This is a genomic window from Acinetobacter rudis (assembly GCF_000829675.1).
Taxonomy (GTDB): domain Bacteria; phylum Pseudomonadota; class Gammaproteobacteria; order Pseudomonadales; family Moraxellaceae; genus Acinetobacter; species Acinetobacter rudis.
The window spans coordinates 22,669-47,263 of record NZ_BBRX01000017.1 but is presented as its reverse complement, the minus strand read 5'-3'; the positions used below and the strand labels follow the sequence as shown (position 1 = coordinate 47,263).

Below are 24,595 nucleotides of genomic sequence, written 5' to 3'. Positions count from 1 at the left end.
ATAAATTAAATAATTTGAAGAGCCAGCTGGTTTAGTTGCTATTTACCTATACGCCAGATTGCAATGACACTGGCAAGCACAATCAGAACAACGGAGACATACCAAGGACTAATTACAGCAATACTTAGTAAAATCGCGATGATACTACCGAACATCCAACTACGTTTTTGTTGATATTCCATTTGTAAACGCATGGTTTGTAATTCGCGTAATTGCTTTTCATGCCAAGCCGATTGGTTTTTTAAACCATTTAAGCTATCGATCATTAAGCTTGGTAGATCATGTGCACCAAGAAGTAAGTCAGGAATTTGTTGACCGATTTCTTTGATGTTTTTTACTGGGTTTGCATTTGACTTAATCCATTCAGTCAAAATGGGTTTAGCCAGTTTCCAGATGTCTAATTGTGGATAGAGATCTGTACCCAAGCCCTCAACATGGACTAAGGTTTTTAGCAAGAGCATGAGTTGTGGTGGGATCTCTAAGCGGAAACGTCGCGCAATATCCATGATCTGTACCAAGATACCTGCAAAATCCAATTGATCCATGGGTTTTGAAACCATTGGGCCAACTGTTCGACGCATTTCACGTGCTAGCGCATCTTGATCTGTGCCTGGCGGAATCCAGCCAGCTTGATGCACAATTTGAATAAGCTGCATAAAGTTACTGTTCATGACGGCCAAGAGCATACGTGCTACGGTCATTTGGTCATGTTTAGATAACTCACCCATAATCGCACAGTCGAGCGCAATAAAGCGTGGATTGGCTGGGTTAATTGTTTCTACGAAGACATTACCTGGATGCATGTCTGCATGGAAAAAATTGTCACGAAAAACTTGAGTAAAGAAGATGGTTAGACCTTTCTCAGCCAAGTCAGCGCGATCCATACCCAAGCGATCAAAAGTTTCAATCTCAGAAATCGGTACGCCTGTGATACGCTCTGCCACCATGACATCGTAACTATCCATATACACTTCAGGCACATACATCATGCTTGAGCCTGTAAAGTAGTGACGCATACGGCGAGTATTATCAGCTTCTAGGGTTAGATCTAATTCATTTAAAATAATTTGACGATAATCCTGAATAATCTCAGTGAGATGTAGAGCTCGTGCAGCTTCTATACGTTTTTCAAGACGCTCACCTAACCACTGTAAGATTTCAAAGTCTTGTAAAATTTGTTGGCGAATATTCGGGCGTGTAACTTTGACTACGACTTCACGGCCATCATGTAGGGCTGCGGTGTGTACTTGTGCAATGGATGCTGCTGCAAGGGGTTGCTCATCAAAACGAGCAAACAAAGTATCAATATCCGCTTTGAGGGATTGTTGAATACGTGTTTTAGCAATGGTGCTATCAAAAGGTTTAACACGATCTTGTAGAAGAACTAGCTGCGCTAAGATCTCAGGTTCAATCAGGTCACGACGGGTAGAAAGTAATTGGCCCAATTTGATTGCAAGTGGCCCCATTTCTTCAAGAGCGAGCTTGAGTTTTAACGGATTTTTACGTTCTTTACTTGACCATGCAGCAGGATGCAAACGGATCAAGGACAAAACATGTCGTGCTTTCTCTGGTAATTCTTCCGCAGGAAACAACGTGTCGAGTCTATAGTGCGCTGCAATACGCCAAAGTTCGAGTAAACGTGAAACGTGCGGAATCATAATGCGTATTACCTAGTCTTAATGGGGAGAAGTTTGTGCTGCAAGATCTTGTGGCCCTGATTGCAGTTTATTTTTTAGCTGTGCAATTTTGGCTTCAAAACGATCAAGTTCTTGATTGAGCTTACGGGTATTTTGTTGTAGATCATCCATTTGCCAACGTGCAGCAAATAGACCACTGTCTTCTTTGATAAAGTCCTGAGCAAAAAATAGTTTACTGGCAAAACTACGTTGCAATAGTTTGGGTACAGCCTGTAATTTTCCAATTTCATGCGCAAGAGCAGGACTGATCCAAGGACTCAATTGAGCTGCCAAATCAGGCTCAGCATTTTGAATAATGTTTTGAATATCTTGCAATAGGTGATAATCACCTTGTACAGGAATCGTGCCTACATCACTATTCAACAGCAGTTTTATCAGGCTAACAATATTACTGACATGCAAAACAGCAGTGGCTTCACTGATCGGCTGCGCTTGGTCAAAAGGCCTTTGTTCAAAGATCGATGGTGTTTGTGTATGTCCAGTGACAGTAGGTTCAAGACGAACTTTGTTGTCATCAAAAAACACATCAACAGAAAGCTGAGGGGAGTCGATAATCACCCTCAACATTTTGCCTTGGAGCTGGTTAACTTGGATGCGGGTAATTGCATCCAAGTTAATTGTATGATGAATGATTCGTTCAATTGCACCAAGTGCCAGAATCGACCACATAATTGAAAACCTTAAAGTTTAAAACCACGGTGTACAGCAACAATACCAGCGGTTAAATTGTGATAATCACAATTTTGTAGGCCAGCATTTTCCATCATTCCTTTTAAAGTACGTTGGTCTGGATGCATACGAATTGATTCTGCTAAATACTTATAGCTTTCAGAGTCATTAGCAACCAATTTGCCCATCAATGGCAGTGCTGTAAATGAATAAAGATCATAGAGTTTTGCAAACGGTTCAAATACAGGCTTTGAAAATTCTAAAATAAGTAAGCGACCACCCGGTTTGAGTACACGGTGCATAGCTTGAAGTGCTGCATCTTTATCCGTGACGTTACGTAAACCAAAACTAATCGTTACAAGATCAAAACTATTGTCTTCAAAGGGTTCTAGCGTCTCTGCATTGGCCAAAACAAAGTCAACATTACTACAACCTGCATCAATTAGACGGTCACGACCAACATTGAGCATTGATTCGTTGATGTCCGATAATACAACATGACCTGTAGGGCCGACTTCACGGCTAAATACTTTTGCAAGGTCACCAGTACCGCCTGCGATATCTAGGACACGTTGACCACGACGTACACCTGACATATTGATTGCAAAGCGTTTCCAAAGGCGGTGTATACCAAAAGACATCAAATCATTCATGACGTCATATTTGCTTGCTACAGAGTGAAAAACCTGCGCAACTTTTTGTTCTTTATCAGTTGTATTAATGGTTTCAAAACCAAAGTGAGTCGTTGCGCCAACGTTGCCCGTTTGTGCGCCACGTGGCAAGTTGTAATGTGGGATATTGCTATTTGTTGAGGTTTGAGTTGTAGCTTGAGCTAAACTTTGCTGTTGGCCTTGTGGAGCACCTTCAGGAAGTGTTTGGTTAAGAAAAGGGCTTGGTGTCTCATTCGGTTGTGTTGCTTCAGGCGTTGATTGCGGCTTTTGATTTTCATTCGACATTCGAGTCATTCCTCAACACAAAAAAATTAATATCTCGCAAGGTATTGCATAATGCCAGATTGTTCAAGTTTTTACAGCTTTGTTCCAACAATAGTTAGCCATTATATACTGCAAAAACAACAAAAGGGTGGGCAGTTTTAATGCCCGATCTCAGTTAGTTTGTTGAGAAGGGTTGTGGATGACCGCTGTGTACAGCACTAATGATTAAACGCTCTTTTTCAATGAACTGCTGTAAAAATTTACTGGTTGATTTCATCGGCTTAATTGCAGCAAAACCCTCACCAATAAAACTATACATCAAGTCAAATTGATACTTATGTGCGACACCTTTACACATTTTAAAGGCGGTCAGCAAAATAAATGAACGTAGATATTTATCTAGGCTATGGCCGAGCTCGTCGAGTAATTCCAGTTGTTGTAGTCGAGCTTGTTGCTGATCGAGTTTAATCAAGGTAACACGCATCATTTCGTCGTCAATAGTTTGATCGGCGGGGAAATCTTGCAAAAGTTGAGCTGCAACTTGTTCATCTAATTGCATGGCAAGGAGGGCAAGTTGGATACTTTTTACACCAGTTTGAATTGCTGTGTCTGGAATTTTCTTTTCTGCTTTGTGGGCATATTTGAGTAAACGGGCAATTTGCGCAGCTAAGGCATCAAACTCAGGGCCACCATAGAGGCGATTCATAAAGTACGCTGCCATCAACTGATGTGCAGGTTGAGCGAAGAGTTCTTGATGGGTGTGTTCGATACGATTTTTTAACCATGCTTGTGCTTGTTCTAAACGAAGCTTAAGCTTGGGATCTTGATGATAGGCCAATTGTTGGTACTGTTGTAGTAGCTCATCAAGTGCTGCGAGTTTTGACATATAAAAGCCCAAAGACTGGAGAATTGGCACAGCATAATGGCTGTTGCGCTTTATCTCCATGCTAATGATCAAAAAAAATAACAAATTAAGTCACTAGTGATCAAAAAGTGCATTTCACTCCATAGGATTAATACAAATATAATGTTGATCAATTTTTAGTTTTCCATGCGACTTTGTAGCAATTGTTATATTGAAATGAGTTGTTATACACTGCGGTTAAGTTAAACCTTTTAAGGTTTTCAATAACATGGTTGATGATCATTATGCTTAAAAATAACAATCACTTTAAAGAAATGGATAAAGAGCAGCTCACCTTAAAACTTATAGAGGCACAATATGCGTTGCTGAACTCAGCCGGACGCAACAATGCCAAGAGCTTAGTGGTTTTAGTCAGTGGTATTGAGCTTGCAGGTAAAGGGGAAGCAGTTAAGCAACTACGTGAATGGGTAGATCCGCGTTATTTAGGGGTAAAGGCAGATCCACCAAATATTTTTTCAGAAAAAGAGTGTTTTTGGCAGCCTTATGTCCGTTCTATCCCTGCTGAAGGGCAAATTCAGATTTTATTTGGTAATTGGTACAGTGATTTATTGGCAACAGTTAGCCATGTTTCGAGACCTTTGACGGATAGTGTTTATGATGCATATATTGAACAAATGCGTGCTTTTGAACATGATTTAAAAAATAACAATTGTGAAGTCATTAAAATCTGGTTTGATTTATCTTGGAAGACCCTACAAAAACGTCTTGATGAAATAGATGCTTCGCAGCAACGTTGGCAAAAACTGCATGGCTTAGATTGGCGCAACAAAAAACAATACGACATGTTGCAAAATCTGAGACAGCGTTTTACAGATGATTGGATCGTCATTGACTGTGAAGATGAAGGGATACGTAACCAACAATTTGCTCAACATATCCTACATGCATTGAAGCAACTGCCTCCGCATAAAATGAAGGTCATCGGTAGTTCTTGGCAACAAACAGCTGTACCTGAACAACTGCGCCAGCCTGCGGCTGAAAAAATGGATAAAGCTGAATACAAGGCACAGCTAAAAGAACTTACAGCGAAAGTGGCACGAAAACTCCGTAAAGATAATCGTAATATTTTAATTTTGTTTGAGGGCATGGATGCAGCAGGTAAAGGCGGGGCGATTAAGCGAATCGTCAAGCAGCTCGATCCTAGAGAGTATGAAATTTATAGTATTGGTGTGCCTGAAAAATATGAGCTGCGTCGACCTTATTTATGGCGCTTTTGGACACGCTTAAAGGGAAATGGTGCCATCTCAATTTTTGATCGGACTTGGTATGGACGTGTTTTGGTAGAGCGTATCGAAGGCTATGCTAAACCTGTTGAGTGGCAGAGAGCTTATGATGAGATTAACCGCTTTGAGGAAAACTTGGCATTGAACCAAACACTGGTGATTAAGTTTTGGTTGGCGATTAGTCCTGATGAGCAGGCGAAGCGTTTTAAGTCACGCGAAGAAATGCCACATAAGCGCTTTAAAATTACACCAGACGATTGGCGTAACCGCAGTCATTGGGATGAATACTTAGACTCAGCTGCGGATATGTTGGAGCTTACCCATACAGATGCTGCACCTTGGAATGTGATCGCTACTGATGACAAGTACACTGCGCGGATTCAGGTGCTAAATACAATCTTAGAGAGACTTAAGGCAGATTAATCTACCTTAAGTCTTAAATAAACGTATATGTAATTGGGTGCAACTCAAGTCAGCTGTTAAAAGCTGACTGTCGACATTTGCTGTTTTTGACGGATTTCTTTAGCAAGTTTGTAGCAGTCTTCAATGTGCGCTTGAGCAATTTTTTTCATGATGATATAGCCCAGACCTGCAGCAACGATTTGTCCACCAAGTGGTATAAACTTGGTCACTTGTTTAGTGATGGTCTTGGTGGCGAAATTATTAATTGATTTTTTAATTGCAGTACGTGCCAGTACAAAACCTGAGAACTCGAAGCCTCGTTTACGCAGTTCGTTCCAGTGGACCTGTTTGGTCTTAGGATCATATACGCTGATTTGTTCAGGAGAGAGACCGAAACGGGTATTCACTTCAGGAATTAATATTGACAACATGCTGACATCAATAAGCACATCGAAAAATGGGATAGGTACAAGCGCAGCACCAGCAGAGACATAAGCACGCTTTTGTACTAAGGCCAAACATTCAGTGCGAATGCGTTCTAAATCTAAATTTGGGTCGATAGCATCTGGAATATTATCTATTTTCATGAAAGTACCCACAGTAAAGTTAAGGTTTAAAATACGTGATTTTTATCAGTAAGTGAACTGCCATTGATCAGCTTACTTTTATTTTTAGCTTAAAGCCAAATGTTGCTTAAAATAATTAGCTTCAAATTATTAGATTGAAAAACAGCAACTCAGACAATGGCCTGTTCAATTACATCACTATCAGATTTGCTAAGACTTCAATAAATTTAGCAAAAAAGTACGGCAAAGCTGACTATACTAAAGCCATGGTATTGAAAAAGAACCAGAGTTGCCATAGTGATCAGCTTATTTTAGTTCTTTATTTCAACAGCCGTTATTTACAGTTATGACCGATGGGTCAGGTGTTATTCGAGGGAATATGGGAATTCATGTCATTCAAAGTCAACGTATTGATGTGTTATTAAATGCAGCAGTGAATATGACAACACGTTTGAGTCGTGATGTATTCAGCGTATTTAAAGCACAGCACTTTGTGACCCCTTCGACAGCAGTAGAACAATGGTTAGTACAAAAAATTTCTGAACAACAAGGAATTAGTGCTAATTACCAGTTTCATCAAAGCATCCGTGGTTTACAGTGGTATGCCTATCAACAGTTATTAGAAGATAAAGATAAAGTCCGTAAATCCAATATTCCACGTTTGATTATCAAATGGCGGGTGTTTCAGTTATTAAAACCTATGATTGAGACCGATGAGATCAGTTTACCGACGGATCATCCTGTATTTAGTTTAATTCAGCGTATTTATGACAGTGCAGCATTGCTGGAAAATGGTATTGAAAAACAACTGAAAAAACAGCGTATGTTGTATTGGGTTGCTCAGCAGGTTTCGCGCTTATTTAGCCATTACATGGTTTATCGTGGACAGTGCCAACGTGGCTGTGCAGTTGGACAGTGCAGTTGTCCATCTAACTGGTTACAGGCTTGGGGCAATGATCGGGCACTCGATATCGAAGCGCAGTTTGGATTATTTGATCAGCAGATTTCAACTTTTCAGTTAGAACAAGCCGAGCAGTTGGAGCAGTGGCAGCGTTGGCTGTGGCAGCAAGGTTTTCAGCAAGATTTCCTTGAGATTGAGCAAATTGACCAAGAGTTTTGGCGTGTTTTATCTGATGAAACTCAAGTGAAACAGGCTTTGGCACAGTTACCCTCGCAGTTGATCATCTTTACCTTGCTTGAGTTACCTCCGAGCCAGTTGAGTTTTCTACGGCGCTTGGGGCAGTATATCGATATTTTAATCTTGCACTATAACCCTTCGCAGGAATATTGGGCCGATAGTGTCGATCCAAACTGGAAAAAACAGTACGACCTCAAGGTTAAACAGCGTTTTATCGATAAACATCCAGAAGCAAATGATGCTGAGATTGCTGAATTTTTCCAAGCATTTACCATGAACTTTAATGCTGAGGTGCGTGAATCTCGTCATCCTTTACTGACACGTTTTGGTAAACAAGCACGGGATCACTTCTCGTTATTGTCACATTTATCCTCAGGTGAGGAAGGGAAATGGATTGATGCCTTTGTTGATGAACAGCCAAGTCATTTACTCAGTCAAATTCAGTCTGATATTTTGTATTTGGTTGAGCCTGTCGCGCAAAGTTATGCCTTGGCTGAAGATGATGACTCTATACAAATACATGTTTGTCATTCTACTTTACGTCAGCTTGAAGTATTAAAAGAACAGCTTAGTCATTGGCTGGCACAATCCACAGCAGAACAACCACGCCGACCTAGCGATATCTTGGTTCTGGTCCCGAATCTGGCAGACAGTGAAGCTTTAATTCGAAATGTCTTTCCACATATTGCCCAGCCAAACTCGGTATTTATCCCTGTAAAAATTGCTGGGGTGGTGGCACTTGATGTCCAAAATGCTTGGTATGCAGTCCTTGGGCGGATTCAACTGAGTCAGGGGCGTTTTGGGTTTGATGAGTTTGCCGAGTGGCTAGCGCTGTCGGCCAACCAAACACGCTATGGCTTAGACATAGATATGACTGAACGGATGTTAGCGCTACTTAGCGGTGCAGGCTTTAAACGGGGTCTAGATCCAGTGCAGCTGAGCCGTCATTTACCTGCGGACGATCAGGATTATCGCTATAGTTTTAAATTTGCTTTAGATCGTTTGGCCTTAGGACTTGCTATTCCTGAGCCGCGTATTTTTGCAGATGTACTGGCCAGTGCGGATGTGAGTCGCGATGACTTTGAGCTGGTCAGTATCTTGATTGAAATTTATCAAGACTTTGCCAAGCGCCGAGATTGGATGATCTTACATGAGCTTGGACAAGCACGTTCAGTTGATCGTTGGTTGTGGTGTTTATTACAAGACTTAAACGAGTACCAACAGGCAGGAGTTGATGTCTTAAAGCCTGTTGTTGATATTGTGAAAAAGCAAGAAACCATGCTGACCTTAGCCTGCTTTTATGCAGGACAAGAACAATCAAAGTTATATCAGTTCCAACTTCCATTGCCTTATTTGCTTGATGAAATTCAAAGTGCTTTAGACATGCAAGTGGATCAGGCCGTACCAACTGGACAGGTTACTTTTTGTCAGCTCGGTCAGATTCGACCTGTTCCTTACCAGTTAATTGTGATGCTTAATTTGGACAGTGGAACATTTCCAAGTCGTAATCAGCAAGTTCCTTTTGATCTGATGCAATTACTTCGCCCACAGCTAGGGGATCGATCGCGACTTGAAGATGATCAAGGTGCGTTTTTAGATGCGTTATTGTTGGCCCAGCAACAACTGTGGTTGTTTTACAACGGCTTTGATATGCAAGATGCAGAACCCCGTGATCCTTCAAGTGTTGTTCAAGAACTCTGTCAACATTTGGCCTTTATTTGTCGGGAACCTGAACAGGGCACAACATCTACTGCGCTTAGTGCTGTGGAACAGGCCTTAGAAATCCCCGTACAAATTCGCCAGTTATACCGCATTCACTGTTTACAACCTTTTGATCCTGTCGGCTTTCAGAGTGAAGAAAATACACGCTATCAAGATCATTGGTTTTATTTAGCACAGCAATTACAAAACAAAGATCATAATGTACAACGCCAGCCTTGGGTAAATGCTGCATTAGACATTGAGCCGATGTTGGTTAAGGTATTACAAGCCAATCACTGGATGCAGGATGTGTTGTTCCCTGCACGGTTATATCTGAAATGTCTTGGTGTTGAAAATGTACAAAGCTTAGACACTCAAGACCAAAGCGAGCCTTTGCTGCTCGACGGTTTAGGGCGTTATCAAATTCGTGCAGCCTTACAACGTCAACAACTTTCACAACAAGACAGCATAGCTTTAGCCGATTTAGATCCTGCGCTGTATCAAGACCAGTTGCCTGTGGGGAAAGTCAGACAAAGTGCATGGCAAAGTAGTCTCCAAGAACAACAGGCATTATTGTTGCGCTTACAACACTATGCAGTCGCTCCAACGCAAACAACACAAGTACAGTGGCGTATGCGTCCTGATTTGAGCATGAATTTAACAGTTCCTGCACATCAGGTTAAAGACTGGGTTGGGTTAGAGGCATCCAGTGCTCGAGCCAAACGCCGTGCACAGCTTTGGCTTAGTTATTTGCTGTGGTTAAATTATTTGAACCTTGATGATGAGCAAGCACAGCAGCTTCGCCGTATTGTGGTATTTAGTGATGCGACAATTATTTGTGAAGGGATCACCACGCAACAGGCCAAAGGCTATTTGGCAGAATGGTTTAAAGCGTATGACTATGCACAGCAGCAGCCTTTAGTACTGCCTGCTGCGTTATTGTTACAAGCTGCGGAAACGTCGAAAAGCCTGAATTGGACAGCAACAGAAACGCATTGGGAATTAGAAGATTTTGATCGACTGCTGAGTAGTTGGCAGGCAGATGCTGCGCGTTTTGTTAGTAGTTTTTCCCCAGAGCAAAATGAAGCCACGATGTTGCATCGAGATTGGCAGTTTATCTTGCACGAGCAAGATAGTCGTGCCTTGCTTAAAGATGCTTGTGATCGCTATAGCTATGCCTTATATCAACCCATTTATCAGTATCAACATCAGGCTGAGGATTAAGACATGCAGCATACACAAGTGTCGACTCAACCGATTACAGATATCCAGTTTAATGGCTTACATTGGATTGAAGCTTCAGCAGGCACAGGAAAAACCTATACTTTATCGAGTTTGATGGTCCGGATTCTGTTGGAAAAACATTTGCCCAACCAAGTGATTGCGACCACTTTTACCCGTAAAGCAGCGGCTGAATTAAAAAGCCGTATTCGTTTGCGTCTACAAGAAACTTATAAAATGTTCGATACCTGTCGTGAACTTGATGAGCAACAGGTACTCGCTTTGGCGCAAAGTGAAAGTGATCCATTATATGCTTTCGTACTTAAACAGTTTAGTACCAGAATTGCCTATGCTTGTGAACGATTGAAGTTGGTGATTGATCAGTTAGACGAGCTTTTTGTTGGAACGCTTGATAGCTTTAGTCAAAAGTTGCTACGTGAATTTAGCTTTGAAAGTGGCAAAATTGAAGTGGCCAATATTAGTGATGATTCACGGAAATATATTGTAGAACTGATTCATGATGTGCTGCGTGAATGGATTCAACAGCAAGATCAAGCTTTAGTGGATGTGTTGGTCAGTAGTAAGCGCTTGCAAGGCGCTTCTACGTTTGTTGACTTAGTTGAACAGCGTTTGAATTTTACTTCAGCCGAATTAGTTGCACCGCCAACGAGTAGCATTGACCATCAACACTTTCAAACTGCAATTGCCAGTCTCAGTGCGCTATCTCAAGCACAGTGGCAAAGTTTAGCAGAGTACTATATCGAGGGAGGCAGTTATGCCACGCAGTTTAATGGCATAAAGTTTAAAAATGGTCGTTTTCAGCGCATCTTTATGCAAAGTTTGCCGCAGTTGGTGAATCATTTACAACAACTTGGTGCCAACAGTTATTTTAGTGCAGATTTAGCTGAAGCCAAGGATGACCTAAGTGTATTGATTAAGAATGTCGATGCGCAGCAAGTTTTTAAAAAAGCCACCCCTGTTGAGGTGCAAAATGCATTTTATCAGCATCCGTGTATAGTGACTTTACAGCAAGTATTTAATGCATTGCAGCAGTATGAAAGCGGTTTAGATGAAGTCAGTATGCAACTGAAGTTTCATATTGCAGCACAAGTAAAAATCCGACTACCACAGCGTTTACAGCAACAAGGTGAAACCACATTTTCAGAACAGATTCGTAGTTTAGCTGAAGCATTGAATGCTGAAAATGGTCAAGATTTTGCTCGTTTTATTCATGCACGTTTTCCTTTGATTTTAGTCGACGAATTTCAAGATACCAACCAAGATCAAGACGACATGCTGGCACGCATTTGGCGTCATCCGAGTCGAGTACAGCAAGGCTGTATGATTATGGTCGGAGATCGTAAACAGGCGATTTATGGTTTCCGTGGTGGAGATATGTTGACCTTTTTAAAGGCGCACCAAGATGTATTCTCCCAGCAAGGTCGACTTTATAATTTGATTCATAATCATCGCTCTGTTGCACCCTTGGTCGAGGTTGTCGATGCTTTATTTCAACGACAAATGGACTTTGGTGAAGAGGTTTACTATACCCCTGTACAAGCAGGCTCAAGACCACATCCTGCTTTGATTGACCATGGACAAGAAAATCCAACACCTCTGCGCTGGATCATGCTTGAAGACAAAGAGCGTGAGGCAGAGCAGGTGGCATGGAAAATTAGAGATTTACTCAATCAAGGGATTCAGGGCCAGCTTTATTTTGCTGAAAAAACAGCGAATCGTGCATTACAAAGCGATGATATTGCTGTGTTATCGAAAAACCATCATGGTCTCGATCAGGTACAGTCTGCTTTAGAATTCTTAGGTATTGCTTATCATCGGCCTGCAAAAAAAAGTGTGTTTATTGGATCTCTGGCTCAAGATGTTGCTGCGCTATTGGCAGCAATTCGTCAGCCACACGATGAAGCTAAAGTTCGCCGTGCCTTATTGAGCCGCTTATTGGGTTTTGATGTGGCAAAGTTACGTGCGTTAGAACAACAGACTGATGGATTAAGTCGTTATATTGCAGACTTTGAACAATTCAGAGAGATGTGGCTAGTACAAGGATTCTTGGCAACTTGGCAAGCATTGTTTAGTCATTTTCATGTCTGGGAAAATGTGGTGGCACAGCCGAGTCGAGACAATGAACGAGTGATTGTCAACTTAAGACATCTTAGTGAGTTACTCAGTCGTCATAGCCGTCAACATGCAGGTGTACACCATTTGTCGCAATGGTATATGCAGCAGCTCAATGAAGCAGGACAGCGTGAGTGGGAATTAGAGCGTCGGTTGTCCAATGCAGCAGGAGTTCAGCTGCTGACCATTCACCAATCTAAAGGACTAGAGTTTAAGGTGGTCTTTTTACTGGGTGCAGATAAAAAATTTCAAGATGCACAGTCTGCTTTTAACTTTTCGAGTCAGCAACAGCAAGACCCAAAGACCGGGCAAGTTCAAGAACAACGAATCTTGGCCGTAAATCAAAAACAGTATATTTCTGAGCAAGCCTTAGCGCAGCATCAAAGTCGGGCATTGGCTGAACATCATCGTCTATGGTATGTCGCATTAACTCGTGCCAGTTACCGAGTTTATGCGATGTTACAAGATCAAAAAGCTCAATCCACAACTGGCTTAGCCTTTTGGCGCGGGCAATTGCCAGAGCAATTTCAACATGCTTATAGTCAGCAGGAAATGTGTTTGACTTCGCGACCACCAGCATTAAAGATCGAGCAAAGTCAAATATTACCTTTGTATGCCAAGCAGCAACCAACACAGCGCTTCTACCCCCGAGGTAAAACCAGTTTTAGTGCATTAGCACAGCATTTAAGTCGACAACAAATTCAAGATGCGATGGTCGCTGCTGAATTACAACGCCTTCCCGCCGATGATGAAGTACATGTCAATGTGCAACTGTTACACCCTGAGCCTGTGGGGCATGCTGAGGCTTTAAGCTGGATTCAAGCACAATTTCCTATGGGGGCTTTGGCGGGTAACTGTATACATGAACTATTTGAGCAGATTGATTTTCATGACAAATCACAGTGGCCTTTAATTATTCATCGCCGTTTTAAAAATGATTATCAGAGCCTGTGGCAGGCTTTAGTAGAAAAGTATAATCAAACTTTTACAGACCCAGAGTCTGCTGAAGATGAACTGATTAAATGGATCATGCAGTGGTTAGAGCAAGTGCTTGCAACACCATTAGATGCAGGCTTTCAGCTGAATCAATTACAGCCCAATACTTATTTGAGTGAGTTTCCTTTTTATATGGCTTTGGCTGATCAGCGTTTTGCCGTGCAAAGGATTCATCAGTTATTTACTGAATATGGTATTCATATGCCACGCTTCAATGAAGCCAACGCAGTGCGATATCTAAATGGTTCAATAGACTTGGTCTTTTTTGATGGTCAGCGTTATCACATTGCTGACTATAAAAGTAATTTTTTAGGAACAAGCTATGCTGACTACACAGAAGAGGCAATTCAACACAGTATGACTTATGCCAGTTATTGGTTACAGGCTGCATTATATCTTGTTGCATTACATCGCTATCTAAAGGTCAATCTAGAAGATTATCAGATCGAACGTGACTTAGGGGGAGCGAGTTATCTCTATGTTCGTGGGATGAACACTCAGCCCGAGCAAGGCTATATGTACTGGCAACCTGAGTCTGAGTTTATTCTACGTTTAGATGCAATATTGGGTGATCAACGTGCTCAATGTGCTGGAAGTTAAGATTATATAATGCGTACAAAAAAGAAACTTGAAATGGATAAGTCTGTGGATAACTTTGAGGATAACCATGTGGAAAATCAGACAGAATTAGTTGCAGAGGTCGACACATGGATGATTCGTTGGAGTCAGTATCTGGTGCAACAAGTCACTGGAACCAGCAATGAAGCCGCGGCACAGCGCATTCAACAATTGCTTTTGGCTTTAGAACGTGGAGAAAGTTGTATTGCGATCGATCCGTATGATCCTGAGCAATTACAAGGAATTGCGGTTGAATCCCAACAATTAAGCCAAGCAGTCGCGCCTTTAGTCTATAACGCAGAAAATCTGTATCTCTATCGCTATTGGCAATTAGAGCAACAAGTCGCTCAGCATATTTTGCGCTTAAAACGACAGCAGATCAGTGCGGTGGATATCTCGGCTTATGACAGTCTATTGGTTGATCCACATCAGCACGCTGCTTTAAAAATGGTGGCCAGTCAGGGATTGAGTTTGATTACAGGGGGGCCAGGTACGGGAAAAACCTATACTTTGGCACGGATCATTGCGGTCTTAAACCATTTACAACCTGGACTTCGTATTGCAATGGCAGCACCTACTGGAAAGGCAGCACAGCGTATGAAACAGGCATTGGGACTGGCTTTTACTGATCCTGTATTAAATGATTTAGGTTTGGTGGATGATACTCTACGCGAGCTTGAAACCTTTACTTTACACCGACTATTGGGTTTAGGTTTCCATCGACCTGCGCGTTTTAATGCTGAACATCCCTTACCTTACGATTTAATCGTGATTGATGAAGCATCGATGCTTGATTTGCAATTGGCTAGTCTATTGTTGTCAGCCATTGCAACACCATGTCGTTTGATTTTATTGGGAGATGCCAATCAGTTGGCTTCTGTCGATGTTGGTGCAGTCTTAGCTGATTTACAGCAGGTTGATATTTTACAGCCGAATCGGGTAAATCTTATAACCAGCAGGCGTTTTAAGGCAGGGGCGTTGATCGGTCAGATGGCAAACTTTATTCAGGCTGCATTAACACTCAATATGAGTACAGCGCAGCTGATTAGCCACTTTGAGCAAGAAGTTGTTGCAGCAGGATCATTGCAGGCGATTGAGTTGGTATCTGATATGTCCGATCAGATTCAATTAGAATTTTTAGCGAGCCCAATGAATAACTCGCTACTCGTTGATTATTATCAGCGCTTAGCATGGGGCTTTGAGCACTACTTTGCTGCATTACATCAAGTGGAGCAGCAATACCAACAACTGGGTGAAATTTCTCAAGAAATGTTAAGTCATTTGGTTGCAGTTTTTGATCAATATCGAATTTTAGTTGCGGTGCGACATGGTGATTTAGGTTTACACCGACTTAACCTAGAAATGGAACAAAGTTTATTGAGTACACAAGCCGAATGGGTGAAACAAGGCGATTGGTATTTGGGGCGTCCGGTGATGCTGACACAAAATGATGATCAACTGGGATTGGCCAATGGTGAGGTTGGGATTTGTTTGCCGCATCGAGAGAAAGCAGAGCAATTTGAAGTTTACTTTCCAAACTTAGAGTTATGGGTGGCTGCGACACGTTTACCTAAAACTATAGAAACGGCATTTGCAATGACAATTCATAAATCACAGGGTTCTGAGTTTAAACATGTTGCAGTGGTCTTTGATCAGGCTGCACAGCGATTATTAAGTCAAGAGCTATTATATACAGCAATTACACGTGCTCGATCTGTAGTCAGTTTATTGGTTGATCGCGACACATTTGCTCAAAGTTTGCAGCTAAAAACACGTAGAAGAAGCGGATTGGTCGAGAAAATGACAAACTCCATATAAGTATATTTCAGACCACAACAGACAGTAGTGTAAGTAAATGCTTACAACGATTCGAGAAATTTGCCCATAGTGAGTCAGAGAGCTTTTTGAGATGATGCAAACACATAAGAAGTACAGCACGGAAAGCTGATTTAAATCGCAAAAAATAACAATATTAATCGAGAGATTGCGAGCTTACAGGAAAGTAAGTGATAAACGAAGAATCTTACAGCCGCTAAGCCTCATAGTTTTGGGAGAGACTATGGGGCTTTTTTAATTTTTCTGAAAAATCAAAACCTCTAAATCATAATTACATAAAGTTAACATTTTATGGTTTTTGTATAACTTATATTTATGTCATGATGATTTTCAATTCATTTTTTAGTGGTTTTTAACTTGGCATAAGAAGAAGGTGAAGCAATCCCTACACAATAACCATAAACGAAATTACTAGAATGATAAATTAAAGAAAGTCAGCGCAGAAAAAGCCTTTAAGTTTTTGCTTAAAGGCTTTTTCCTATGGTTGCTTATCTTATCTGAGTTTTTAAAAAGTCTATCGTTTTCTTCTTGTTAGATATTTTTCAATAGTGTCATACAAATATGTCAAGCTTGTTTTGCAATCTGAGGGTAGTTCCTTTAAAATATGCGCATGCTGTAGTGATGCACGGCAGTCAAAAGGGTTTTTAAACCTGATTGATTTATATCTTTTTTTTATTTAAGCATCTCGGAGAAATCGAATGGCTTTAACTAACACAGATCGCGCAGAGATCGTTGCTAAATTTGCACGTGCTGAAAATGACACTGGTTCACCAGAAGTACAAGTTGCTTTGTTAACTGCTCAAATCAACGGCCTTCAAGGTCACTTTAAAGATCACAAACACGACCACCATAGCCGTCGTGGTTTGATCCGTATGGTTAACCAACGTCGTAAGTTGCTTGATTACCTTAAAGGTAAAGATACAACTCGCTATACAGATTTGATCGCTGCTCTAGGTCTACGTCGTTAATTCGATTGGCCTTATTTCAAAAATGTGCATGTTTAACTTGCAGTTGATGAAATTAAGCGTTTACCTGATCTCCATCAGGTGATCATGAAGAAGGGGCGAATATTCGCTCCTTCTTTGTGTTTTTTTATTGGGTTTGCTTTTGCAAACACGTACAAACTAGTGAGGTCGGCTTCTAAGCTTTGTCATTTTAGTGCTGTATTGCAGTATGCTAGGTGCCAAATCTTAGGGGTCTCCACTAGAAAAAATCAGGAACTATAAATAAATGTCTATGTTTAATATCATTCGTAAAGAATTTCAATTTGGTCAACATCAAGTTGTCCTCGAGACTGGTCGCGTAGCGCGTCAGGCAAATACTGTATTTATTACCATGGGTGGTGTAACAGTATTGGTTGCAGTTGTTGCTCAACCTACAGCAAAAGCGGGTCAAGACTTTTTCCCATTGACTGTTAACTATCAAGAAAAGCAATATGCTGCTGGTCGTATTCCAGGTGGTTACGGTAAGCGTGAAGGTCGTGCTTCTGAAGCTGAAACTTTAATTTCACGTTTGATTGACCGTCCAATTCGTCCGTTGTTCCCAGAAGGTTATTACAACGAAATTCAAGTTACTGCATCAGTTGTGTCTTCTGACAAAACTATGGATGCTGATATTGCAGCTATGCTTGGTACTTCTGCAGCACTTGCGATTGCGGGTACTCCTTTCCGTGGTCCAATCGGTGCAGCACGTGTTGCTTTGATCGACGGTGAATACGTTCTTAACCCAAGTCATGAGCAAATGCAGTCTTCTGATCTTGACCTTGTTGTTGCGGGTACAGAATCAGCAGTATTGATGGTTGAATCTGAAGCAAAAGAATTGTCTGAAGATCAAATGTTAGGCGCAGTACTATTTGGTCATGACGAAATGCAAATCGCAATTCAAGCGATCAAAGAATTTGTTACAGCTGTCGGTGCTGCAGAGTCAACTTGGACTGCACCTGAGCACAACGAAGAATTGCGTGCTAAATTAAAAGCAACGTTTGAAGAGAAAATCTCTGAAGCATATACCATTGCTGTTAAACAAGACCGTTATGCAGCATTAGATGCATTGCATGCACAAGCAGTTGCTGAATTCGTTCCAGAAGAAGATACCGATGGTATTGCTGACGAATTAAACTACCTATTTGAAGATCTAAAATACCGTACAGTACGTGACAACATCTTGTCTGGTAAACCACGTATCGATGGTCGTGATACTAAAACTGTACGCGCACTTGATGTACAAACTGGTGTATTAGGCCGTGCGCACGGTTCTGCATTGTTCACTCGTGGTGAAACTCAGGCTTTAGTAACAGCAACGCTAGGTAACACACGTGATGCCTTGATGGTTGATACTTTAGCTGGTACTAAAACTGATAGCTTCATGTTGCACTATAACTTCCCTGCATACTCTGTAGGCGAGACGGGTCGTGAATCTGGTCCTAAGCGTCGTGAAATTGGTCACGGTCGTTTAGCACGTCGTGGCGTACAAGCGGTATTACCAGCTGTTGACCGTTTCCCATATGTACTTCGCGTAGTATCTGATATTACTGAGTCTAATGGTTCTTCTTCTATGGCATCTGTATGTGGTGCTTCATTGGCATTGATGGATGCTGGTGTTCCATTAAAAGCACCAGTTGCAGGTATCGCAATGGGTCTAGTGAAAGAAGGTGAGCGTTTTGCAGTACTTTCTGACATCTTAGGTGATGAAGATCATCTTGGTGATATGGACTTTAAAGTTGCCGGTTCTGCTAACGGTATTACTGCGCTGCAAATGGACATCAAGATCGAAGGTATTACTGAAGAGATCATGGAAGTTGCATTGAATCAAGCGTATGCAGGTCGTATGCATATCTTAAATGCAATGAACCAAGTACTTTCACGTGCTCGTCCAGAAATTTCAGCACATGCACCTACATTTGAAGTGATCACAATCAATCCTGATAAGATCCGTGATGTAATTGGTAAAGGTGGTGCAACAATTCGTCAGTTGACTGAAGAAACTAAAGCTTCTATCGACATCGAAGACAACGGTACAGTGCGTGTATTTGGTGAAACTAAAGCTGCTGCTAAAGCTGCGATTGCAAAAATCCAAGCACTTACAGCAGAAGTTGAGCCAGGTACAATTTACACAGGTAAAGTTATCCGTATCGTTGAATTTGGTGCGTTTGTAAATATCTTGCCTGGTACTGATGGTTTGTTACATATCTCACAAATTTCAAATGAGCGTGTTGCAAACGTTACTGACGTATTGACTGAAGGTCAAGAAATCAAAGTTCAAGTACAAGACGTCGACAACCGTGGTCGTATCAAATTGAGCATGAAAGACGTAGAACAAGCTTAATTGATTTTAACTGAGCTGATTTAAGGCTAAGTTATTCAAGATCATTAAGTAATTCAGAAAGCCCACTTGAAGTGGGCTTTTTTTATGGCATGATTTAAATCAATTGGTTCAAACAGATTAGGCTGTACATGCAAGCATACTATTTTTATCAGCAACCCAATGATGCAAATTTTTATGTACAAAAACAAATTGGTACACAGCCTGCTGAGTTTATTTGGGTGGATTGTCGCCGTGAAGATGTGATTGCAGATGCGGAGGCTTGGCAACAGAAAATTTTCACTCTGACCGGTCTATCTATTAATGAATTTCATGTTCGCGATATTTTAAATCTAGAACATCCTTGTGTTTTTGACACCTTAGAAGACTATGACTTATTGATTTTTCGTAAGTTGATCACACCGAATGATGATATTAGTTTAAGTGAGCCGAGTGAACAACATGAGCGCTTATTTGGTTTAGAAACATCACCTATTGGATTGATTATTACCTCACAAGTATTAATTACTATTCGAGAGACAGGTAACCGAGCACTGGAAAATTATGTGCAACGTGTAGAAACCATCGTGACACGTAAGATCGAGGAGCAAAACAATCCACGCAAATTGGCCAGTTCACCACTCGATTTAGCTTTACGATTGCTCAACAGCGTCATCGATGATTATTTGGATTTAAGAGTGCCATTGACCAAGCGCGTAGAATATTGGCAACAGGCACTCCTGCAGGGGAATCAGCGTTTTAAAAAGTGGCATCAATTACTGCATGAAAATATGGCCTTTCAACAGATTGAGAACCTTTGTGAAGAACAGATTGAAGCACTTCAAGAGTTTCGTGATGATGTCATTGAAAACTATCAGCATATCAAAGGCCGTAAGAGTGCAGAAAAGCAAGATATTATGTTGGTGCGCATCAATGATTTATGTAACCACATTGAACGTATTCAATCGCATACCATTCGTTTTAGGAATTCGATTCAGGCAGCAATGGATCTACATTTTTCAGCTATTTCCAATCAAACCAATGAAAACATGCGGATTTTAGCCATTATTACAGCAGTTTTTGCTCCACTGACATTACTGACAGGTATTTATGGGATGAACTTTGAGTCTATTCCTGGACTTAAATCGCCCAATGGTTTTTGGATCATGTTGTTATTAATGGCATTTACCACGATATTGTTGATTTACTACTTTTATCGTCAACATCTGGTTGGACGTGGTGAAAAAAGTGTTATCGACTTGTTGGCTCAACAACATCGTGATCAACGCGTAAATATGTTTTGGTTTTTAGATTATGAGCCAATCAAACAAACGATGAAAGAAGTCAGTAAGTTGACTCGATTTAAATAATTACTCGCTGCTCGGGGAATGCGCTAGAGAAGTGCTGTGGTAATGTGCAGCCTTTCTCAACAGGGCGTAGAGACGATCTTTATATTTTAATTTTTGTCGTTTGAGTATTTCCAGATTGTCGTTGATGACATTGACTGGATTTAATTCTAAACGTGTGATTTTTCGATCGAGCTCATCATGTGCTTCAAGCATTTTGGCAAAATGTGGATCACTTTGCTTGAGTATGACCATGAGTTCCGTATATTCGGGGAACATATGTTTCAACTTTTTGTTCATTAGCTTGATATTCATGCTCTCTTTACACTCCTTCCTTCCGTGTGAAATATGTCATAAAGATAAAGACCTATATCGCTTAGTTGTGGTTTAAGCCAAGGTCGAGATCATCATGACAGGCGGATGAGTTGCCTGTCATTTGATTTAACAAAAATTAGCCATTTGTATTTAATGATGATGTTGAATTTGTAATCTAAGTTGTTGGATCTCATCGATCAGATCCATCATCATTGCCACAGCAGCTAGGCTTGCCTCAAAGTCTCTTTGCAAGCGATAAGCGCGTTGTGCTCGAGCAAGGTCCTCGGCAAAAAATTGATGAATACGATGATCAGGACGTGCAGTTAAAATTTCATATTCGAGTAATTGTAATATCCATTCTGGAGGTTGGCCGCAGGCCTGTGCTAAATGTGCTAAGTCAAAATATTGTGTGTCGTGTAGGTGATCAAGCCGTGGACTGACATGATCTTCTTGGGGATATTGTGTAGCCATGATCTTATTCCTTGGGCTGAACAAGGATCAAATCGATGTAAGCGGATACAATGAACAGATTTGATCAACTTGAAAAGTAAATAGTAAAACTGGGCAATACATCATCTTTAGTAAAACAGGTTTTTTTATTATGCTACTTATAGTATGAAAAATAATCAAGATGTCGATGTGTGGAGAAAAATGAAATAAGAAACAGATAATTGGTTTTAGGGAATATCACAACCAAGAGCAGATGGATGTTCTTGGTTGTGAAGCGAGTGTTGGAGCGGGTTCGATGGTTTAGCTTAGATGTTCGCCAAATAATCCCAAGGCTTCTTCTGCACTAAAGTGATATTGAGTATTACAAAATTGACAATCCATATGGATTGGATTTTGTACTTCAAGAGTCTCTCGGACACCCTCAACACCGATTTGCAATAAAGCTGTCGCACAGCGTTCTTTAGAGCAAGTACAAGCAAAGTAGAGCTGTTCAACATCTGGCAAACGGACTTCTTCTTCGTTGTATAAACGATACAGAATTTCTTGTGCAGGAAGAGTGGTCAATTCTTCAGCTTTAAGCGTTTGAGTCAACATGGTTAGGCGAGGCCAAACATCTTCGTCGATCCACTGTTCTTCTTCTTCGTTATTACGCGGTAATAACTGAATGAGCAAACCACCTGCTTGTTCCGCTGTACTGGCCAGCACAATTCGAGTTGGAATTTGTGCAGAAAGGTCATAGTACTGCATGAGACATGCGGCAAGAGTCGGTTGATCTAAGGCGATAATACCTTGGTAACGTTCACCATGCTCAGGTTCGATATTAATAAATAACACAGGATCAACAAGGTTGCTGAGCACGGTACTGCTGTCCTCAGCTTGGTTAAAGTGTGGATCATCTTGGTAGTTTGCTAAGGCACGGACTTCACCTTTGTGTGTACATTCAGCCATTGCCCATTTAAAAGTACCTTGAGCCTGAATTTGTAGGCTAATACGTCCTTGAATTTTTAAGGTACTTGCAAGTAATGCTGTTGCAGATAGCATTTCGCCAAGCAAAATTTGAATCGCTGGGGCATAGTCCCGCTGTGCCAAGATCGTGTGCAAGCTGTGTTGCAAATGCACTACTTCTCCACGAACAGGGCAGTTTTCAATATAAAATCGTTGACGTAAATCAGTCATGTTATTCTCCAAATCTCGATATAAATGGTGACAACTGCGCAAATCACAAGTCAATCAAACTCATTTTTAGTTATATCGATTCGATCCTTTGCATGAGTAGGCATAGAGGTTATTGGATGAGCGCAAGAATCAGCAATTGCATCTGTAGCATCTGTGTCTATGGGCGATACTGATGAGCCTACTCGTAGCTGATCACTTTCAAAGATACAGTTTAACTCGTCTATGAAGCTACTGTAACTTTCATAGACTTTTTTATCGTCAGTATAAATACGTTGTTGCTCTGCAATCTGTGCTTCATCATGATCTCTGAAATCTTCAATCAATTGTTTTGCTTGTACTGTGGGTATACCGAGCTTACACAATGTCCGATAAGCCATGCCAAGTGATGACAAATAAGTCTCTCGCCAAATGTGGCTAATACCAAGTTCTTTGAGTAAATGTAAGTGGTGACGGTCACGCGCACGAGCAATTAAACAAAGTGTTGGATAGTGAAGTCGGATATAACGTGCAATTTGCATCGATGATTCGACATCGTCTATTGCTAATACAAATACCTCGGCAGAATCAATGCCTGCTGCAAGCAGGATTTCAGCTTCCGTGGCATCACCTTCGATTATATTTGCTTCACTCCCTTGTAGCATCTGTAATTGTACTGGACTGTTATCAATTGCAGTAAAGGGTAACTGTTGTATATGAGCAACACGAGCTATGATCTGTCCACTACGTCCAAATCCAGCGATGATTAGACGAGGTGTCGTATTTTGCGCTGTCTGTGGTGTGTATGTTTTAAACTTGGGCAAGATATAGCGTTGTATTAGCCAGAATAGTGCTGGAGTAATCAACATAGAAAGTGCGACGAGCCACAGTAACAATTGATAGTGTAGAGGGCTTAAACTTTCTGCATTGAATAGCAATTGAATAGCAACAAAACCTATTTCTCCTGCTTGTGTAAAACTGAGTGCCAAGAGTAGCGGTTGTTGCCAATTACGTTGATAAAAATAGCCCAGTGACACTAGACAGAGTGTTTTAATTAACACAAAAGTGATCAAGGCTGCCAATAGCAGTAAGCTTTGGCTAAACAGTATGCTCAGGTTGAGACTCATACCGATGCCAATAAAGAACATTCCGATGAGTATGCCTTTAAACGGTGCGATATTGGCCTCAAATTCATGACGAAATTTTGCATCTGCAATGAGAATCCCTGCAAAAAGCGCACTCACTGTTGCAGGAATTGATAGTGCAGTAAGCACTAAAAAAACCAAAAGACTTTGTAATACCGCGACTGCAGTTAGTAATTCTGTCGCTGCATTTTTGCTTAAAAAGTGTTGTAGCGGGCGCATTACATAGCGGCCCATTAAAAAAAGTCCACTCAAGGCTGCAACTAAAGATGAGAAGTAGGCGACATCATGGTGAATATTTTGATCGTTAGGGAGAAGTAGTGGAGAAAAGGCAAGTAATAATAGGGCGATCGCACCTTGTAAAATAAGTAAAGCAAAGCTCTGTTGACCAAAGCGACTATTGAGGAGTTGCTGTTGCTGTAGGAGTTGTAGCAAAAGGCTACTTGAGGCAAGGCTTAAGGCAACAGCTAAAATAAAACTGACAGATAGGGAGAGTTTAAAGAGCAGTAATAAAGGTATCATCAGTACCAGTGTGCAAAGGAGCAAGGAAAGACCGCCCAATTTACTGATCTGAGTACGCACTTGCCATAAACGCTGTGGACGCAGCTCTAAGCCAATTAAGAATAAGAGACTTAGAGTTCCAATATAGGTCAGCTCTGTTGTGAGCGCAGTATCTTGATTGAGATCTAAAAGGTTAGGTCCAAGCACAATACCGGTCAATAAAAAAGCCAATACACTACTTAAACCTAAACGCTTTGTTAGTGGAACCAAAATTAAAGCGGTTACCAATAAAATTGAGATTTGTACTAACAATGACATCTAATTGTCCT

16 protein-coding genes are annotated in these 24,595 nt (G+C 41.1%); 7 read left to right on the top strand and 9 right to left on the bottom strand.

The window, feature by feature from the left end:
* Positions 1-38: 38 nt before the first annotated feature.
* The 4 genes from Aru01_RS02795 to Aru01_RS02780 all read right to left on the bottom strand — a co-directional run bounded on the left by Aru01_RS02795 (position 39) and on the right by Aru01_RS02780 (position 4,187).
* Positions 39-1,658, bottom strand: coding sequence for an ABC1 kinase family protein (locus Aru01_RS02795; RefSeq protein ID WP_016657691.1), 1,620 nt, complete (start codon positions 1,656-1,658; stop codon positions 39-41).
* An 18-nt stretch (positions 1,659-1,676) separates the two neighbouring features.
* Positions 1,677-2,366 (bottom strand): ubiquinone biosynthesis accessory factor UbiJ, encoded by a 690-nt coding sequence (locus Aru01_RS02790; RefSeq protein WP_016657690.1) that lies wholly within the window; start codon positions 2,364-2,366, stop codon positions 1,677-1,679.
* A gap of 11 nt (positions 2,367-2,377) precedes the next feature.
* A complete protein-coding gene (gene ubiE, locus Aru01_RS02785; protein ID WP_016657689.1) occupies positions 2,378-3,322 on the bottom strand; it encodes a bifunctional demethylmenaquinone methyltransferase/2-methoxy-6-polyprenyl-1,4-benzoquinol methylase UbiE in 945 nt (314 codons plus the stop codon).
* A 154-nt stretch (positions 3,323-3,476) separates the two neighbouring features.
* Entirely contained in the window at positions 3,477-4,187 is a 711-nt protein-coding gene (locus tag Aru01_RS02780) for a DUF8198 family protein (protein ID WP_040331456.1), read from the bottom strand.
* Between the two features lie 263 nt (positions 4,188-4,450).
* Here Aru01_RS02780 and pap point away from each other — a divergent pair, with 263 nt between their 5' ends.
* Positions 4,451-5,872 (top strand): polyphosphate:AMP phosphotransferase, encoded by a 1,422-nt coding sequence (gene pap / locus Aru01_RS02775; RefSeq protein WP_016657687.1) that lies wholly within the window; start codon positions 4,451-4,453, stop codon positions 5,870-5,872.
* 56 nt (positions 5,873-5,928) lie between these two features.
* Here the strand turns inward: pap and Aru01_RS02770 are convergent, their stop codons facing one another.
* The gene (locus Aru01_RS02770) at positions 5,929-6,438 is read right to left on the bottom strand and encodes a hypothetical protein (protein ID WP_016657686.1); all 510 of its coding nucleotides are present in this window, start codon (positions 6,436-6,438) and stop codon (positions 5,929-5,931) included.
* Between the two features lie 358 nt (positions 6,439-6,796).
* Between Aru01_RS02770 and Aru01_RS02765 the strand changes: the two genes are divergently transcribed.
* The 6 genes from Aru01_RS02765 to Aru01_RS02740 all read left to right on the top strand — a co-directional run bounded on the left by Aru01_RS02765 (position 6,797) and on the right by Aru01_RS02740 (position 20,730).
* Positions 6,797-10,480 (top strand): exodeoxyribonuclease V subunit gamma, encoded by a 3,684-nt coding sequence (locus Aru01_RS02765; protein WP_040331420.1) that lies wholly within the window; start codon positions 6,797-6,799, stop codon positions 10,478-10,480.
* Positions 10,481-10,483: 3 nt separating this feature from the next.
* Positions 10,484-14,206, top strand: a complete 3,723-nt coding sequence (locus Aru01_RS02760) for a UvrD-helicase domain-containing protein (RefSeq protein ID WP_016657684.1) — start codon at positions 10,484-10,486, stop codon at positions 14,204-14,206.
* 9 nt (positions 14,207-14,215) lie between these two features.
* Positions 14,216-16,042 (top strand): exodeoxyribonuclease V subunit alpha, encoded by a 1,827-nt coding sequence (recD, locus tag Aru01_RS02755; RefSeq protein WP_016657683.1) that lies wholly within the window; start codon positions 14,216-14,218, stop codon positions 16,040-16,042.
* 716 nt (positions 16,043-16,758) lie between these two features.
* Positions 16,759-17,028: a 30S ribosomal protein S15 gene (gene rpsO / locus Aru01_RS02750; RefSeq protein ID WP_016657682.1), complete on the top strand. Its 270-nt coding sequence runs from the start codon at positions 16,759-16,761 to the stop codon at positions 17,026-17,028.
* Positions 17,029-17,296: 268 nt separating this feature from the next.
* A complete protein-coding gene (gene pnp, locus Aru01_RS02745; protein ID WP_155758012.1) occupies positions 17,297-19,384 on the top strand; it encodes a polyribonucleotide nucleotidyltransferase in 2,088 nt (695 codons plus the stop codon).
* 128 nt (positions 19,385-19,512) lie between these two features.
* Entirely contained in the window at positions 19,513-20,730 is a 1,218-nt protein-coding gene (locus Aru01_RS02740; RefSeq protein ID WP_016657680.1) for a magnesium transporter CorA family protein, read from the top strand.
* Here Aru01_RS02740 and Aru01_RS02735 read toward each other — a convergent pair whose 3' ends face one another.
* From Aru01_RS02735 to Aru01_RS02720, 4 genes are all read right to left on the bottom strand, one after another.
* Positions 20,731-21,021 (bottom strand): HP1242/YdcH family protein, encoded by a 291-nt coding sequence (locus tag Aru01_RS02735; RefSeq protein WP_016657679.1) that lies wholly within the window; start codon positions 21,019-21,021, stop codon positions 20,731-20,733.
* 150 nt (positions 21,022-21,171) lie between these two features.
* Complete coding sequence (locus Aru01_RS02730) at positions 21,172-21,492, bottom strand: chaperone modulator CbpM (protein ID WP_016657678.1); 321 nt, start codon at positions 21,490-21,492, stop codon at positions 21,172-21,174.
* 279 nt (positions 21,493-21,771) lie between these two features.
* The gene (gene hslO, locus Aru01_RS02725) at positions 21,772-22,647 is read right to left on the bottom strand and encodes an Hsp33 family molecular chaperone HslO (protein WP_016657677.1); all 876 of its coding nucleotides are present in this window, start codon (positions 22,645-22,647) and stop codon (positions 21,772-21,774) included.
* A gap of 50 nt (positions 22,648-22,697) precedes the next feature.
* Entirely contained in the window at positions 22,698-24,584 is a 1,887-nt protein-coding gene (locus Aru01_RS02720) for a cation:proton antiporter domain-containing protein (protein WP_016657676.1), read from the bottom strand.
* Positions 24,585-24,595: the final 11 nt, after the last annotated feature.